Origin of the sequence: Janibacter sp. HTCC2649, assembly GCF_000152705.1 — a bacterium.
GTDB lineage: Bacteria > Actinomycetota > Actinomycetes > Actinomycetales > Dermatophilaceae > Knoellia.
This window is the reverse complement of sequence record NZ_CH672413.1, coordinates 1408809-1425413: the sequence shown is the minus strand read 5'-3', so window position 1 is coordinate 1425413 and position 16605 is coordinate 1408809. Positions and strand designations below refer to the sequence as shown.

At 68.5% G+C, this 16605-nt stretch carries 12 protein-coding genes; 8 read left to right on the top strand and 4 right to left on the bottom strand.

Features of this window, described 5'->3' with window-relative positions:
- The first annotated feature begins 61 nt into the window (after positions 1-61).
- The 8 genes from JNB_RS06710 (at position 62) to JNB_RS06675 (ending at position 9472) form a co-directional block, all read left to right on the top strand.
- Positions 62-2791 (top strand): sugar-binding protein, encoded by a 2730-nt coding sequence (locus tag JNB_RS06710; protein WP_009775672.1) that lies wholly within the window; start codon positions 62-64, stop codon positions 2789-2791.
- Between the two features lie 55 nt (positions 2792-2846).
- Positions 2847-3380 (top strand): MarR family winged helix-turn-helix transcriptional regulator, encoded by a 534-nt coding sequence (locus JNB_RS06705; protein ID WP_009775671.1) that lies wholly within the window; start codon positions 2847-2849, stop codon positions 3378-3380.
- A 169-nt stretch (positions 3381-3549) separates the two neighbouring features.
- Entirely contained in the window at positions 3550-4287 is a 738-nt protein-coding gene (locus JNB_RS06700) for a hypothetical protein (protein ID WP_009775670.1), read from the top strand.
- On the top strand, positions 4284-5279 hold the full coding sequence (locus JNB_RS06695; RefSeq protein ID WP_009775669.1) for a hypothetical protein: 996 nt from the start codon (positions 4284-4286) through the stop codon (positions 5277-5279). The genes JNB_RS06700 and JNB_RS06695 overlap by 4 nt, the downstream gene beginning before the upstream one ends.
- Before the next feature lie 74 nt (positions 5280-5353).
- The gene (locus JNB_RS06690; protein WP_009775668.1) at positions 5354-6346 is read left to right on the top strand and encodes a tetratricopeptide repeat protein; all 993 of its coding nucleotides are present in this window, start codon (positions 5354-5356) and stop codon (positions 6344-6346) included.
- Position 6347: 1 nt separating this feature from the next.
- Positions 6348-7403 (top strand): esterase family protein, encoded by a 1056-nt coding sequence (locus tag JNB_RS06685; RefSeq protein WP_009775667.1) that lies wholly within the window; start codon positions 6348-6350, stop codon positions 7401-7403.
- A gap of 5 nt (positions 7404-7408) precedes the next feature.
- Positions 7409-8155: an esterase family protein gene (locus JNB_RS06680; RefSeq protein WP_009775666.1), complete on the top strand. Its 747-nt coding sequence runs from the start codon at positions 7409-7411 to the stop codon at positions 8153-8155.
- A 54-nt stretch (positions 8156-8209) separates the two neighbouring features.
- Positions 8210-9472, top strand: coding sequence for a RimK family alpha-L-glutamate ligase (locus tag JNB_RS06675; protein WP_009775665.1), 1263 nt, complete (start codon positions 8210-8212; stop codon positions 9470-9472).
- Between the two features lie 26 nt (positions 9473-9498).
- Here the strand turns inward: JNB_RS06675 and pgm are convergent, their stop codons facing one another.
- Genes pgm through treS form a run of 4 tightly spaced genes read right to left on the bottom strand, consistent with a single transcriptional unit; the run spans position 9499 to position 16601 of the window.
- The gene (gene pgm, locus JNB_RS06670; protein ID WP_009775664.1) at positions 9499-11163 is read right to left on the bottom strand and encodes a phosphoglucomutase (alpha-D-glucose-1,6-bisphosphate-dependent); all 1665 of its coding nucleotides are present in this window, start codon (positions 11161-11163) and stop codon (positions 9499-9501) included.
- The gene (glgB, locus tag JNB_RS06665) at positions 11160-13409 is read right to left on the bottom strand and encodes a 1,4-alpha-glucan branching protein GlgB (RefSeq protein WP_009775663.1); all 2250 of its coding nucleotides are present in this window, start codon (positions 13407-13409) and stop codon (positions 11160-11162) included. Before glgB ends, pgm begins: the two co-directional genes overlap by 4 nt.
- Complete coding sequence (locus JNB_RS06660; RefSeq protein WP_009775662.1) at positions 13406-14878, bottom strand: phosphotransferase; 1473 nt, start codon at positions 14876-14878, stop codon at positions 13406-13408. The genes glgB and JNB_RS06660 overlap by 4 nt, the downstream gene beginning before the upstream one ends.
- Positions 14871-16601: a maltose alpha-D-glucosyltransferase gene (gene treS, locus JNB_RS06655; RefSeq protein WP_009775661.1), complete on the bottom strand. Its 1731-nt coding sequence runs from the start codon at positions 16599-16601 to the stop codon at positions 14871-14873. The genes JNB_RS06660 and treS overlap by 8 nt, the downstream gene beginning before the upstream one ends.
- Positions 16602-16605 lie beyond the last annotated feature (4 nt).

The following is a 16605-nucleotide window of genomic DNA, read 5'->3' as shown; positions in this document are numbered from 1 at the left end:
GGGCGCACCTCGATGGGGAGATCACATGTCAGGAATCCCAGGCAGAAGCACCCTCGCAGCAGTGGCCACACTGGTCGCCGCGCTCGCCCTCCCGGGCGCAGCACTGGCAGCACCGGGAGCCGCCGTCGACAAGGGGCCCAAACCGCCCGATGCGACAACGTCGTCCGGCCCACCCGCCGATCTCGATGCGCTGTTCATCGGTGCCCACCCCGACGACGAGGCGTTCACGCTGTCGGCCCTCGGACAGTGGGGCAGTGAGCACGACACCAGGACCGGCGTCATCACGATCACGCGAGGGGAGGGTGGCGGCAACGCCGTCGGCCCCGAGGAAGGGCCAGCGCTCGGCCTCATCCGCGAGCGGGAGGAACGCGACGCAGTGGCCAAGGCAGGCATCACCGACGTCTACAACCTCGACGAGGTCGACTTCTACTACACCGTCTCCGAGCCACTCACCGCCCAGGTGTGGGACCACGAGGAGACCCTGGCCAAGACCGTTCGGATCCTGCGCCAGACCCGTCCCGAGGTCCTCCTGACGATGAACCCCGCTCCCTCGCCGGGCCAGCACGGCAACCACCAGGAGGCGGCGCGGATCGCCGTCGAGGCCTACTGGGCGGCAGGGGACCCGACGCGGTTCCCGGAGCAGATCACGAAGGAGGGCCTCAAGCCGTTCTCGCCCGACCGCATCTTCATGAACTCCTCCGCCGGGACGGGCGCCAACGGGCCCGACTGCGCCAAGAAGTTCGCACCGACCGATGCGAGTCAGACGATCTATGGGGTGTGGTCGGGTGCGCCATCACCCGATGGGCGCACCTGGGCGGCGGTCGCCCGTGACGCCCAGCGAGAGTACGCCTCCCAGGGATGGGCCGGCTTCCCCGACGTCTCGACCGACCCGGCCCAGCTCGGCTGCAACTACCTGACCCTGATCGACTCGCGAACCCCGCTGCCGCAGTGGGGAACTGACGCGGCTTTCACGAGCCACTCGCCGCTCGACGGGTCGCTCGTCAAGCTCCCCGGCGGCCTCCCGCTCGGCAGTGGAATGACGGTCGAGACCGACCAGTACCGGGTGCTGCCCGGTGCGCCCTTCTCTGTGACCGTCGGTGCCTCCGCCCCGGCGGCGACTCCTCTGGGTGTCAGCACCGCGCGCCTCGAGGTCCCGGCGGGTTGGACCGTGACGGGCGGCGGCGCCCTCGGCACGATCGCCTCCGCTGCCCAGGCGGCGACCACCTTCACCGTCACTCCGCCGGCAGGCGCGACCGTTGGCACCAGGGCTCGGGTGAAGGCCTTCGTCGACACCGCGGCCGGTGTCGGCTACCAGGACGAGCCGCTCCTCGTGAGTCCACCGGTCACGGCCACCCAACAGCTCCTGCCCCAGGTGACGCAGTACCAGCAGTGGGCCCAGGTCGCCCACGCGCAGGAGTTCGCCGAGATCGTCCGACCCGTCCTCACCCTCGCCTCCGGGGGCAGCCGACCGGTCGACGTCGTCGTCACCAACCACAGCGCGACGACCCAGTCCGGAACGGTGACCCCCACGCCACCGGCAGGGTTCACGATGAGCCCGGGCACGGCGGCATACGCCGCTCTTGCTCCGGGAGCACAGACCACGGTGCGGTTCACCGCGGTCAACACCGACACCTCCCTCAAGACCTCCGTCGAGGGCGGCGTGGCGGGCGACTACCTCTACTCGATCGCCGCCACCAGCACGACGGCGACGGGCACGACCCAGCAGGCACTGGAGCTCGTCCCGACGAGCGTGGTCCCGCAGGCGTCCACGTCACCGACCGTGGATGGTGTCGTGAGCGCGGGGGAGTATGCCGGTCCCGTCCTTGACCTGTCCCGTCGCTGGGAGGGTGAGAACTGCACGTCGGCCGCAGACTGCTCGGCCACCGCTCAGGTGACCTGGCGCGACGACACGCTGTTCCTCGCCGTCACGGTCAAGGACGACGTGCGCGGCACCCCGCTCGCGGCGACCGACTGCAAGCGGCACTGGCGCACCGACTCCGTCGAGATCGCCATCGACCCACGTGGCACCTCCGAGAACACGTCCACGACGTTCAAGGCAGCGATCCTGCCGTGGACGGCCGAGGGCGGACCGTGCTACCTGCGGGACGCCGACGCCCACCAGGGTGATGGTCCGGCCACCGCCCCCGGCATGAGGATCGCGTCCAAGGTGACCGAGCCCTACACCGGCTACGTCGTCGAGACCTCGATCCCGATGTCGCTCCTCCCGAGTGCCATCGACCCGGCGCACATGGGGCTCAACGTCCTGCCCTACGACTCCGACACCCAGGACAAGACCGGGCAGACCCGCATCGGCTGGTCCGTCTGGGGCGGCGTGCAGGGCGACCCCTACCGCTGGGGCGACGTGTCGCTCGACGGTTATGTCCCGCCTGCCGACCGCCCGACGACGCCAGCCGATCCGGTCATCCCGACCGAGGCGTTGCAGTCCGTCGACTCGCCGCAGTCCGTCGAACAGGCGGTGCGCACCAACGTCGCCCTGGCCGGTCGCCCATCGTCGACGCCTGCCGAGGTCGGCTGGGTCGACAAGGCCAAGCTGCGTGGTGACAGCGTCGAGCTGAGGTTGCGCGTCAAGGACTCCGGCACGGCGCACATCACCATCGCGGACAGGGACGGCATCGTCGGCGAGGTCGTGGCGCCGGTCGCCCGCACCGCATCCGGCCTCGTCGTCATCAGCGTGCCGCTCACCCGCGACCTCGTGGGTGGGGCTCGGGCCCTTGTCGGCTGGGACGACGGTGCCGGCGGGACCTTCTCGTCGCTGGCCTCGGTGAAGTGACCTGAAGTGAGGTGAGAGTCGAGGTCCGCGGGCCGGGGGCGGCTAGCGTGCTCCTGTGCCCAAGGACCTCAAGCTGCCGTTCGACCCCATCGCACGCGCCGGGGAGCTGTGGCGCGCGCGATGGGGCGAACGGAGCCAAGCAGCGCCCATGGTCACGGCCACCTCGATCATGCGGGTGCAGCAGCTGCTCATCACCGAGTTCGACGCCATCGCGGGGCGGCACGGGTTGACGTTCGCCCGCTACGAGGCGCTCGTGCTCCTCGCCTTCAGCCGCGGGGGTCAGCTGTCGATGGGCCGCATCGGTGAGCGACTCATGGTGCACCCCACGAGCGCGACCAACATCGTGCAGCGGCTCGCGGCCCAGGGCTTCGTCGAGCGCGTCACCAACCCGGCCGACCGGCGTGGCGCCTTTGCTGTGATCACCGACACCGGTCGAGCCGCGATGGAGGCGACGACGGCTGACCTGGAGGCTGCGCAGTTCGGGCTCGGGATGCTGGGTGGCGACGAGCAGAAGGCTCTGTTCTCCCTGCTCAGGGGGGTGAGAGTCGCTGCCGGCGACTTTGTCGACGAGAGCGGCCAGCACGACTGAGAGTCGTTGAGCACGCTCCCGAGAGGGGTTACGCACAGGCGAGATCACGGCATACTCGATGGCAGGCGATTTGGCTCCGGAGTCACTCCTTTGTCATGGTTGAGAGCAGTCCGTGACCGAAATGAGACATTTCGGGGCACGCCCCCTGTTCCAAAACAAAGGACCTTGCATGCCCACGCTCGCCAAGCGGGCCGTCGGTGGCCTCCTCGCCCTCATCGGCCTGGTGCTCACCATCGTCGGCCTCTGGTACGCCTTCCACCTCGGTGGCAGCGGTACCGCGACCTTCTCCACGACGGCCTCCGGCACGAACCCCGTGCTCATGCCGCAGACCGTCCTCAACCGCGTCGACGGCAACGTCACGGTGACGGCGGTTCCTCGCAAGGGAAGCACCGTCTGGCTTGCTGCGGCCACGCCCTCCGACGCCAAGGCCGTCCTCGCCAAGACCGCGCACACCACGGTCACCGGCGTGAGCACGAAGCCGTGGGAGCTCGAGACGACGACGAGCGGCACCGGCACCACGCCCGCGCTCTCCACCACCGACGTCTGGCGCAACACCGCCACGCATGAGGGTGCGGTCACGATGACCATCGAGCAGGCGAACGCCCCCGAGGCCGTGATCGCTCAGGCGACCAAGGGTCAGATCGAGCGAGTCGACCTCAGCTGGGAGCGCAAGTCCTGGTTCGTCCAGTCCGTCATCGCCGCGCTCGTCGGTCTGTTCCTGCTGCTGAGTGGACTCAGCCTGTTGTGGAGCTCGCGCCACGGCGGCACCAAGCCGGCCGGGCCGACCGACTCTGCTGACGAGGCGAAGCCCGCCACGGGTGGTCCTGACGTCCCCGACGTTCCGCAGGCCCCACGGCCCGCCTTCACTCCCACTCCTGCTGCGACTCACGAGGAGGAGACGGCATGAACCGCCGCACCCTCACCACCTCATTCGTCGGCCTGACCCTCGCTGCGAGCCTCACCGGCTGCGGACTGGGCGCGAGCATCGTGGGCGTCCACGACGCACCGGCCGAGCGCACCGACACGGCGCCACTCAACGTCGACGGCGCCGGGAACGTCGCCGCTCGGGTCCTCGATGCTGCTGTGGCGGCTCGCGCCGCGAAGGGCGCCGAGGCAACCACGTTGCAGCCGACCGTTCTCGCCGCCGCTGCGTTGGCCCAGGCGCAGGCCGCCACCAGGATCGGTGCCGTCGCCTCGTCCGACCCCCTGCAGAAGTCGAGCAACCCCAAGGTGGTCGCGATCTCGCGCGGCAAGGCGTGGCCGCGCGCCATCCTCGTCGGCACCCTCGACGAGGCGAGCAAGACCCAGACGCTGCACGTGCTCATGTCGACCGCCCCGGCCGACCCCTTCAAGGTCTATGCCTCCGTGCCGATGCTGCCGGGCACGAGCGTGCCTGCCATGGGTGACCTTGCCAGTGGCTCACCGCTCGTCAAGGCGACGGACAAGTCCGGCGCCCCCATGGCGCCGGAGGCGGCCCTCGCCACCTACGCCGGTGCGTTGAACTACCCGAAGCCGACGGCCTCCAAGGAGGTCACGACGGCCGACGCCTACGCCACCGCCCTGCGCACCTCGGCAGCGGGCCAGGTCAAGTCGCTGGGGAAGCTCGCGTACTTCAGCCAACGGCACACGTCCGTGCCCCAGAACATCATCGCCTTCCGCCTGGCCGACGGCGGCACGGTGACGTTCGGTCAGCTGACGCGGCTCGATGTCATCTCGACCAGCAAGGCCGCCAAAGAACTGGTGATCCCCGCCAGCTACAGCAAGCTCGTGGGCAAGACCAAGGCCACGTCGAGCGTCAGCATCACCAGTCTCGAGAACATCATCATGGTCATCCCGGCCAAGGGTGCGGCCACCGCCGTGGGAGCCGACGAGCAGCTCGTCTCGGCCACCGCCAAGTGAGCTGACCCCTCGATCAGGACCGGCTCCACGCCCTCGGGCGCGGGGCCGGTTCGCTCTTTGAGAGAATCATCTGCATGAGCACCACCCCCACACCTCCCTGGGGCGCCCGCGGCGCCATCGACCTCTCCGCCCTCGCCTCCACCACGCCCACAGGAGCGGCTGCGACTCCATCGGCGACTCCGGCCACGGCCACGGGGACGGCTGCGGCGGACCTGCCCGACGGCATCCTCGTCGAGGCCACGGATGCCACGTTCTCCGAGGTGATGAACCGGACCCTTCAGGTCCCTGCCGTGCTCGTCATCTGGTCCTCGGCCCACGAGCAGACCATCGGCCTCGCCGAGCGCGTCGCTGCCGTCGCCGCGCAGCTCGAAGGCCGACTCTTCGTCGTGTCGGCCGATGTGCAGAAGTCCCCGTCGATCCTCCAGGCGTTCCAGCCGGTCATCGTGCAGGCCTTCGGCCAGCTCAGCGTGCCGGTGACGTTCGGCCTCCTCCAGGGCCAGCCCGTCCCGCTCTTCCCGGGCATCCCGCAGGACGACGAGATCCGCACCATCCTTGACCAGCTCGTGCAGGCCGCTGTCCAGAACGGCATCACCGGGCGGGTCGAGCTCGGCCAGGTCCCCGGCGCTGCGTCGGGCGTCGACGAGATGCCCGCGCTGCCCCCGCTCATCCAGGAGGCCTACGACGCGATCGATGCAGGCGATCTCGAAGGTGCGGTCACGGCATACGAGAAGGCACTTGCGCAGAACCCGAAGGACCACGAGGCCGAGCTCGGTCTCGCCCAGGTGAAGCTGATGATGCGCACGGACGGCGTCGACCTCCAGGCGGCCCGCGCCGCAGCTGCCGCGTCCCCGGGGGACGTCGACGCGCAGATCGCCGTCGCCGATCTCGATGTCCTCGGTGGGCACGTGGCCGATGCCTTCACCCGGCTCATCGACACGGTCAAGGCGACCGAGGGCGAGGACCGCGACAAGGCGCGCAAGCACCTGCTCGAGCTGTTCAACGTCGTCGGCAACCACGACGAGCGCGTGCGCAAGGGTCGCACCGCGCTGATGAACGCCCTCTTCTGAGGTGCCGCCCAAACTGCTCGACGACCACGTCCGATTCCGGTTCGCCCCGGGTGAGGGCGCGGTCCTCTCGGTCGTGCTCGACTGCGATCCGGTCATCCCGGGTGGGCGCGAGTTCGCCCTCGTCGACGAGGTGTGGGAGCTGGCCCTTCCGCGCCCGGACCTGCAACGTATCGAGTACCGCTTCATCGTGACCCGACCCGTCGAGGGCGGCGTCGCCGCGGAGACGATTCTCGACCCGGACAACCCGCTCGTCGTCGAGACCGCGTTCGGCTCACGTTCGGTGATGCAGATGCCGGGGTATGCCGTGCCGTCCTGGCTGTCGGCACCTTCCGTCTCCGGTGGGTTCACCCCCCTTGCGTTGGAGGGCGAGACGGCGGACGACGTGCCGGTGACGGTGTGGGCGCCCGAGGGTACGGAGGGGCAGTCCCTGCCGCTCCTCCTCGTCAACGACGGTCCGGAGTACGACCAGCTGGCGTCGATCACCCAGTTCGCGGGCGCCAAGATTGCCGCAGGGGAGCTGCCGCCGTTCCGCGTGGCGTTGGCCCATCCCGTGCTTCGTGATGCGTGGTACTCCGGGTCGCCGCAGTATCTGAGAACCATTGCGGGACAGGGCTTTTCGCGTCTGGCTGAGGCGGCGCCCATTGCCGGCCCGGTCGTCGTCGTGGGTGCCAGCCTGGGCGGTCTGACGGCTCTGCTCGTCGGCTTGCTCGACGTCGAGGACATCGGGGGAGTGTTCTCCCAGTCGGGGTCCTTCTTCCAGGCCCGCCTCGATGACCAGGAGAGCTCCTACAAGTACTTCGGGCGGATCTCGCGCCGGGTCCAGGAAGTCCTCGACACGCGCTCCACGCAACGGCCCTTGCGCATCGGCCTGACCTGCGGCTCCCTCGAGGAGAACGTCGGCAACAACCGGGTGATGGCCGCTGCGCTGAAGCGAGCGGGTCACCACGTGACCCTCACCGAGGTCCCGGACCTCCACAACTACACCGCCTGGCGCGACGCGCTCGACCCTCATCTCACCGAAGTGTTGCGGGACCTGTGGGGGGAAGCGCAAGGATAGGACGCATGCACCGCGCTGAAGCCCGCCTCCGAGTGCCCGGCCATGACGCCGAGCTCACCGTGGTGCGTCACGGCCACTACGGGCGCCCACTGCTGGCCTTCCCGAGCGAGGGTGGGAGCGCTGCGGACTTCGAGAGCAACGGCATGCTCGATGCCATCGGCGACCTCGTCGAGGCAGGGCGCGTGAGCGTCTTCACCGTCGACTCGCTGGACGGTTGGACATGGTCGGCCAACGACATTCCCACCGACGAGCGCGCGGCCAGGCACAGCGCCTATCACTCGTGGGTCGAGCACGCCGTCGTCCCGTGGATCGCCGACCAGACCAGCGAGGAGCCCGAGCTCATCACGTTCGGCGTCTCGTTGGGTGCATACCACGCGGTGCAGTTCGCCCTGCAGCGCGCCGACCTCGCACCGCTGGCCATCGGCTTCTCCGGCAACTACGACCCCACGACGTGGAACTCGTGGGGCGACCTCGGTGACGCGACCTACTTCGCCAACCCGACGGCATACGTTCCGGGTTTGCACGGTGACCACCTCGACTGGCTGCGCGAGCGGTTGTCGATCCTCCTTGTCGTGGGGGAGGGGCCGTTCGAGGAGTCGCCGACTGGTGCGCTGTCGTCGACCCGTGAGTTCTCACAACTGCTGTGGGACAAAGGAATTCGGCATGAGCTGGACGTGTGGGGACACGACTCGGCTCATGACTGGCCGTGGTGGCGCAGACAGCTGGCGCACCACCTCCCGCGTTTCGTCTGACCTCTGGACCGTCGCAGCACCCAACCCTGCAACACCAACAGCGAAGGACCGCACATGGCACCGAAGACCGACCACCTCATCGGGCTCCTCCTCGGGGCGGAGGACGACTGGCCGGCCGCGTTCGAGGCCCTGGCTCGGCGCCTCGGGGTGATCCGCACGGCCGACGGTGCGGACCACCGGGTCAGCTCGGAGCGCTTGACGATCGAGCCGTTCAACCTGCGCGACCGTCCGCGGCAGGACCTCGTGATCGACCGGCTCGCGTACTGGTACTACCACCCGCGCGAGTGGCTCAAGAAGGTCTCGCTCATGGACGACGTCTACCTGCTCAACAGCCCCTTCACGTTCCAGTCGATGGAGAAGCACTCGGCCTACTGCGCGCTCATGCGGCTGGGGATGCACGTGCCCGACACCGTGCTCGTGCCCTACAAGAACCCGGTGGACAACGCCCGTTGGGCCTTCACGTCGAGCCGCTACAACAAGGGGTTCGACCTCGATGCCATCGCCGACGAGCTCGGCTACCCGATGTTCATGAAGCCCTTCGACGGTGGCGGCTGGCGTGGGGTCTCGATGATCAAGGACCGTGAGGCACTGCACCACGCCTACGACGACTCCGGCGAGATGCTCATGCACCTGCAGAAGTCCGTGGCCGGCTTCGAGGTCTTCGCGCGCGCCCTCACCATCGGCCCCGAGACGATGACGATGAAGTTCCAGCCGGACGAGCCCATGCACAACCGGTACGCCGTGGAGCACGGCTTCCTCGCGGAGGACGTGGGTCGCGAGGCGGTCACCATCGCCCAGACCGTCAACGCGTTCTTCCGGTGGGAGTTCAACTCCTGCGAGATGCTCGTGAAGGACGGGGTCGTCTACCCGATCGACTACGCCAATGCCTGCCCCGACGTGGCGGTGACGTCACTGCACTACTACTTCCCGTGGGCGATGAAGGCGCTGCTGCGGTGGTCGGTCTTCTGCGTCGTCACGGGTCGCAAGGCCCGCACCCAGGTCGACACCGACCCGTGGTTCACGATCGCCGACGACGGGGCGCTGGACTACAAGGCCAAGCTCGAGGCCTACCAGGGGCTGGCCGACGACTACTTCGACACCGAGCGCTACCAGGAGTTCTGCGCCACGTCACTGTCGCACGTCGACGAGATGGTGCACGAATGGATCGGGTCCGACGAGTTCCGCAAGCTGCTCCAGACGACGATCCACCAGACCTATCCCACGCACGAGTGGGAGAAGTTCGAGGGTCACTTCGGCGGCCTGCTCGGCATGTGGCTCACCGACGAGCAGCACCGGCTGACCTCCAACCCCAGCTGACCAATCAGTCGTGTTGTCGAACGTGCTCAGGCTCCGAGGGCGGCGCTGACGACGTCCTTGGCCTCGGCCTGGACCTGGGCGAGGTGCTCGGCGCCCTTGAAGGACTCGGCGTAGATCTTGTAGACGTCCTCGGTTCCACTGGGCCGGGCCGCGAACCATGCCGACTCGGTGACGACCTTGAGCCCGCCGATGGCTGCCCCGTTGCCGGGTGCCTCGGTGAGCTTGGCCGTGATCGGTTCTCCCGCAAGGGATTCGGCGGTCACGGCGTCGGGGGTGAGCGCGCCGAGTTTGGCCTTCTGCTCGCGGTTGGCCGGTGCGTCAATGCGCGCGTATGCCGGTGTGCCGTGTTTCGCGGTCAGCTCGCCGTAGTGCTGGCTCGGGGACTTGCCCGTCGCGGCGAGGATCTCGGACGCGAGCAGCGCGAGGATGATGCCGTCCTTGTCGGTGGTCCACACGGAACCGTCCATGCGGAGGAAGGACGCACCGGCGGACTCCTCACCACCGAACGGGCCGGAGCCGTCGAGCAGGCCGGGCACGAACCACTTGAAGCCGACCGGCACCTCGACGAGCCTGCGGCCGAGGTCGGCAGCCACACGGTCGATCATCGAGCTGGAGACGAGGGTCTTGCCGATGTAGCCGTCCTCACGCCACTGGGGGCGCGCTCCGCCGTAGAGGTACTGGATTGCGACAGCAAGGTAGTGGTTGGGGTTCATCAGGCCGGCGTCGGGGGTGACGATGCCGTGGCGGTCGGAGTCGGCGTCGTTGCCGGTGGCGATGTCGTACTCGTCCTTGCGCTTGATGAGCGAGGCCATCGCCGAGGGCGACGAGCAGTCCATTCGGATCTTCTCGTCCCAGTCGAGCGTCATGAAGCGCCACGTCGCATCGACCAACGGGTTGACCACGGTGAGGTCGATGCCGTGTCGATCCGCGATGGCGCCCCAGTAGTCCACTGCGGCACCGCCCAAGGGGTCGGCGCCGATGCGGATGCCCGCGTCCTTGATGCGGGCGAGGTCGACGACGTTGGGCAGGTCGTCGACGTAGGTGCCCATGAAGTCGTACGACTGGGCGCCAGCGCGAGCCCGGGAGAACGGGATTCGCTTCACGCCTTCGAGTCCAGCGCGGATGAGCTCGTTGGCGCGGGCGGCGATGATCTTGGTGGCATCCGAGTCCGCGGGCCCGCCGTGCGGCGGGTTGTACTTGAAGCCTCCGTCGTAGGGCGGGTTGTGCGACGGCGTGACGACGATGCCGTCAGCGAGACCGGCGCCGGCCGGCACACCGTCAACGCCGGTGACCTTGCCGCGGTTGGCCGTGAGGATCGCGTGCGACACCGCAGGTGTCGGCGTGTAGCGATCGGCCGAGTCGACGAGCACGGTGACGTCGTTGGCGACGAGCACCTCGAGCGCGGAGGCCCACGCCGGCTCGGACAGCCCATGGGTGTCACGGCCGAGGAAGAGCGGACCGTCGAACCCCTGGGACTTCCGGTAGTCGACGATCGCCTGCGTGGTCGCGAGGATGTGGTCCTCGTTGAACGCGGTGTTGAGCGACGAGCCGCGGTGTCCCGAGGTCCCGAACGCGACCTGCTGGTCGATGTTGTCCGGATCCGGCTTCAGCTCGTAGTAGGCCGTGACCAGATGAGGCAGGTCGACGAGGTCTGAGGGCTGGGCCAGCTGTCCTGCACGAGACTCGGTCACTTGGCTTCCTCCTGGGTCACGAGCTTCGGCTCGGCAACGGGTTGTGGCTCGTCGACGACGGGCGCGAGGTAGATCGTGGTCAGGCCGGCGAGGCGGACGGTGACGTGGAACGGCTGGTTGTTCCAGGGTTCCTCGACCGCGTCGAACTCGAGCCCGGCCTGACTGGGCGTGCCGTGCTGGTCGTAGCCACTCGTGTCGAGCAGCACCTGCCACCGGCCGCCGCGAGGCACACCGACTCGCAGCCACTCCTTGGAGTCGCCGCCGAAGTTCACGACGGCCGCAACGACGTCACCGGTCTCGCGACCCGCGTCCTCGAACCGCACGAACGAGTAGGTGTTGCCGAGGTTGTCGTCGGCGTCGAGCCACTCGAACCCGGCGGACTGTGCATCGAGCGTCCACAAAGCAGGGTGGGCGCGGTAGACCCGGTTGAGCTCCTTGACGAGGTTGTGGACCCGGTAGTGGCCGGGCTGGTCGAGCAGCCACCAGTCGAGCGACTTGCCGTCGGCCCACTCGCTGGGCTGCGCGAACTCACAGCCCATGAAGATCAGCTGCTTGCCGGGGTGCGCCCACATGTAGGCGAGGAAGGCCCGCACGGTCGCGAGCTGCTCGGTCCGGTTGCCCGGTGCCTTGTTGACGAGCGAACCCTTGCCGTGGACGACCTCGTCGTGGCTGATGGGCAGCAGGTAGTTCTCGCTGAACGCGTACATGAGGGCGAACGTCAGCTTGTGGTGGTGGTGCTGCCGGTCGATCGGCTTCTCGGCGAGATAGCGCAGCGTGTCGTTCATCCAGCCCATGTTCCACTTCAGGCCGAACCCGAGACCGCCGCCGCTCGTCTCCTTGGTGACGCCCGGCCAGGACGTGGACTCCTCCGCGATCGTGACGATGCCGGGGACCCGCTTGTAGGCCGTGGCGTTGGTCTCCTGGAGCAGCCCGATGGCTTCGAGGTGCTCGCGTCCGCCGTGGATGTTGGGCAGCCACTCACCGTCGTTGCGGGAGTAGTCGAGGTAGAGCATCGAGGCCACGGCGTCGACCCGCAGGCCGTCGATGTGGAACTCCTCGAGCCAGTAGAGCGCGTTGGCGACGAGGAAGTTGCGGACCTCGAGCCGGCCGAAGTTGAAGATGTGGGTGCCCCAGTCGGGCTGGTCCCCGCGCCGGGGGTCCGGGTGCTCGTAGAGAGGCAGTCCGTCGAAGCGCGCCAGCGCCCACTCGTCACGAGGGAAGTGGCCGGGAACCCAGTCGAGGATGACGCCAATTCCGGCCTGGTGCAACGTGTCCACGAGGAACTTGAAGTCGTCCGGCGTCCCGAAGCGCGACGTCGGCGCGTAGTAGCCGGTCACCTGGTAACCCCACGACGGCCCGTAGGGGTGCTCCATCACCGGCATGAACTCGACGTGGGTGAACCCGAGGTCGACGACGTAGTTGACGAGGTGCTCGGCGAGATCGCGGTAGGACAGGCCCTGACGCCATGAACCGAGGTGGACCTCGTAGACGCTCATCGGACCGGTGTGCGGGTTGCCGGCCGCGCGCGCCGTCATCCACGACGTGTCGGCCCACTCGTGGTGCGCCTCGTCGACGACCGAACCGGTCAGCGGTGGCACCTCGGTGCGGCGCGCCATCGGGTCGGCCTTGGCGCGCACGATGTCATCGGCGCCGCGGATCTCGTACTTGTAGATCGAGCCGGCACCGATGTCGGGGATGAACAGCTCCCACACGCCGCTTGCTCCGATGAGGCGCATCGGGTGGATCCGCCCGTCCCAGCCGTTGAAGTCACCGACGACACGGACGGCCTTGGCTCGCGGGGCCCACACCGCGAACGACGTGCCGCGCACGGTCCCCAGGGGGCCGGGGTACTCGTGCACCCGCGCGCCGAGCACGGTCCACAGCTCCTCGTGCCGGCCCTCACCGACGAGGTGCAGGTCGATCTCGCCCAGGGTCGGGGCAAAGCGGTAGGGGTCGTCCTGGAGGTGCTCGATGCCGTCGGCCCACGCGACGAGCAGGCGGTAGTCCATCGTCTTCGTCGTGGCCGGACGCACCGCCGTCCACACACCTTCGGCCTCGTGGTCGAGGGTCAGCTCCTCGCCGTCCTCGAACCGCACCCGCACCGATGTCGCCATGGGCCGCAGGGCGCGGATGCGCAGGCCGCCGTCCTCGAGGTGCTGGCCGAGGAGGTCGTGGGGCTGCTGGTGCCGCCCCTGGATGAGGGCACTGATCGCACCGCTGACTTCGTGAGCTGGGGTCGGGGTCACGGGGTGTCCTCCTGGGGAGCGGTGGGTGATGCAGCCGTGGTCGTGCCAAAGCCTGCTGCCAGCCGTTCGATGGCGGCCAGCGGGATGTCGACCCACGACGGTCGGTTGCGGACTTCGTAGACGACTTCGTACATCGCCTTGTCGAGCTCGAAGGCGGCGAGCAGTGAGGACCGTTCGCGCGGATCCTCACCAGCGGTGGCGGCGTAGCCGTCGAGGAAGGCCTGTTGGGTGTCGGTCACCCAGTCGCGCGCGGACGCATCGCTCGAATGCTCGACGGCGCCCCCGGCGTAGTCGAAACTGCGCAACATCCCCGCGATGTCACGGATGCGTTGGTCGGGCTGGTTGCGCTCGGTGAGCGGCCGCAGCGGCTCGCCCTCGAAGTCGAGCAGCACCCATCCACCATCGGAGGTGTGCAACACCTGACCCAAGTGGTAGTCGCCGTGGATCCGTTGCAGCGCAGGCCAATTGACGCCTTCGGCAGCATCGAAGATCGCCGAGACGGCTTCGTCGTGGTCGCTCAGGGCGCCGACCTCCGCGGCCGCAGCGGCGTAGCGATCGCGCATCCCCGCGACGATCTCGCGTGCGACGTCGGGAGTCGTCTCGGTGGTGCCGAGAGCGTCGGCGAGCATGGCGTGCACCTCGGCCGTGGCCTCGCCGAGCGCACGCGCCGGTGCGCTGAAGTCCTCGCCCGCGCGCACCGCTTCGAGGGCAACGCGCCAGGCGTCTTCGACGCCGGGCAGGAACTCCTGGGCAAAGACGAAGTGTCCGTATGCCGTGTGCTCACCTTCGGTGCCCGCGTCGGGCCACTGCCCGGCCACGGACCCCACGACGGCCGGCACCCGACGGGACCCGTGCTCGACGAGCGCCGACTGCAGGACGACGTCGGGGTTCTCGCCGGCGGAGAGCATCCGGAACACCTTGACGATGACCGGGACCGGCTCACCGGCAGCATCGACGCAGTCGAGGATGACGGAGGTGTTGGACTGCTCGCCGGAGAGGACCTTGGACCTCTGCACGGTCACGGCACGGGTCCACGTGCTGGCCGGAGTCGCGACGACCGTGTCGTCGTAAGCGTCACTCGCGGCACTGGACTCGGCACGCACCCGGCCCTGGAGGAGCTCGAGCAGCTGCCCGGCATACACCGGGTCGTGCGGTGCGTCGTAGACCCACCGTGTGCCAAGAACCGAGTGCTCCATGAGGCCGACGAGAGCGTTTTCGAGACCGGCCACCGGCGCGGCCCGATAGGTGAGCGGGACCTGGTAGGTGATCGGCGAGGGCCCCGAGTCATCGGCGACGATGAGTACCTCGACGCCGACCTCGCCCTCGGGGTCGCCGAGTCTCCACGACGCAAGGCGACGCAGCGAGGGAGAGGTGCCCTTGGTGGCATACCAACGTTGTGTCCCCATCCATGCGTCGATCAGCTCGAGCTTGGTGGGCGTGATGCTGGCGCCCTTGTGGATCTCAGCCACGACTCTGCGCTTCCTGACGGCTCTCGTCCCCGACGCGCAGCCAGAAGAAGTCGCGGCTGCCCATCGTGAAGGTGACGCGGCCATCGGCGGCGATCCACGGGAAGTTCGCGCCACCGAAGAGGTCGAAGAGCTCGTTCTCGCCGAGGTGCTCGGGCAGCTGGATCGTCGCCGCCTGCGGCTTGTCGGAGAGGTTGTTGACGCAGAGCACGGTCTCGCCGCGGCTGTCGCGACTGCCCGCCCAGGAGCGCGTGTAGGCGAGGATCGAGTCGTTGTCGGTGGGCGCGATGGCGAAGTCCCCGAGGCCGAACGCCGGGTGCAGGCGTCGGACGCCGAGCATGCCCCGGACCCAGTGCAGGAGCGAGTGGCCGGTCGCCATCTGGGCCTCGACGTTGACGCCGTTGTAGTTGTAGACGAGAGAGGAGATCACCGGGAGGTAGAGCTTGCCCGGGTCGGCCTCGGAGAAGCCCGCGTTGCGGTCGGGCGTCCACTGCATCGGGGTGCGCACGGCATCGCGGTCGTTGAGCCAGATGTTGTCGCCCATGCCGATCTCGTCGCCGTAGTAGAGGCACGGCGAACCGGGCAGCGAGAGCAACAGTGCGTGGATGAGCTCGATCTCGGGACGCGAGTTGTCGAGCAGGGGAGAGAGCCGGCGCCGGATACCGACGTTGGCCTTCATGCGGGGGTCGGGGGCGTACCAGCCGTACATCGCCGCGCGCTGCTCCGGCGTCACCATCTCGAGGGTGAGCTCGTCGTGGTTGCGCAGGAAAGTGCCCCACTGCGTGCCCTCCGGGATCGCGGGCGTGGACGCGAGGACGTCGATGATCGGCTGCGCCTTCTGGTCGCGCATGGCGTAGTAGAGCATCGGCATGACGGGGAAGTGGAAGCACATCTGGCACTCGGGCTCTTCGATCGAACCGAAGTAGTCGACGACGTCGGCCGGCGGCTGGTTGGCCTCGGCGAGCAGGATGCGGCCGGGGTACTCCTCGTCGACCATCTTGCGAAGCTTGGCGAGGAAGGCGTGCGTCTTGGGGTGGTTCTCGCCGTTGTGGCCCTCCTCCTCGTAGAGGTAGGGCACGGCGTCGAGGCGGAACCCGTCGATGCCCATGTCCATCCAGAAGCGGACGACCTCGAACATCGCCTCATGCACGGCGGGGTTCTCGAAGTTGAGGTCCGGCTGGTGACCGAAGAAGCGGTGCCAGAAGAACTGCCGACGGATCGGGTCGAAGGTCCAGTTCGACGTCTCCGTGTCGATGAAGATGATGCGCGCGTCGGTGTACTTGTCGTCGGTGTCGGACCACACGTAGAAGTCGCCGTAGGGGCCGTCCGGATCGCTGCGCGAGGCCTGGAACCACGGGTGCTGGTCGCTCGTGTGGTTCATGACGAAGTCGGTGATGATCCGGATGCCGCGCGCGTGCGCCTCGGTGACGAGCTGCTGGAACTCGGGCAGGGTGCCGAACTCGGGCAGGACCTGCGTGTAGTCGGCGATGTCATAGCCGCCGTCACGCAGGGGACTGGCATAGAACGGCGGCAGCCACAGGCAGTCGACACCGAGCCACTGGAGGTAGTCGAGGCGGTTGATGACTCCTTGGAAGTCGCCGGCGCCGGAGCCGTTGGAGTCACCGAAGGCCCGCACGAGCACCTCGTAGAAGACCGCCGTCTTGAACCACTCGGGGTCGTGCTTGAGTCCCGGTTGGTGCAGTCCCAGGCCTTGCGTGGTCGTCACGGGG

Bases quoted from the DNA above. Each gene is read 5' to 3' on its own strand.
- JNB_RS06700 (WP_009775670.1), top strand. From the start codon at position 3,550: ATGCCCACGCTCGCCAAGCGGGCCGTCGGTGGCCTCCTCGCCCTCATC.
- JNB_RS06680 (WP_009775666.1), top strand. From the start codon at position 7,409: ATGCACCGCGCTGAAGCCCGCCTCCGAGTGCCCGGCCATGACGCCGAG.
- JNB_RS06695 (WP_009775669.1), top strand. From the start codon at position 4,284: ATGAACCGCCGCACCCTCACCACCTCATTCGTCGGCCTGACCCTCGCT.
- JNB_RS06690 (WP_009775668.1), top strand. From the start codon at position 5,354: ATGAGCACCACCCCCACACCTCCCTGGGGCGCCCGCGGCGCCATCGAC.
- JNB_RS06675 (WP_009775665.1), top strand. From the start codon at position 8,210: ATGGCACCGAAGACCGACCACCTCATCGGGCTCCTCCTCGGGGCGGAG.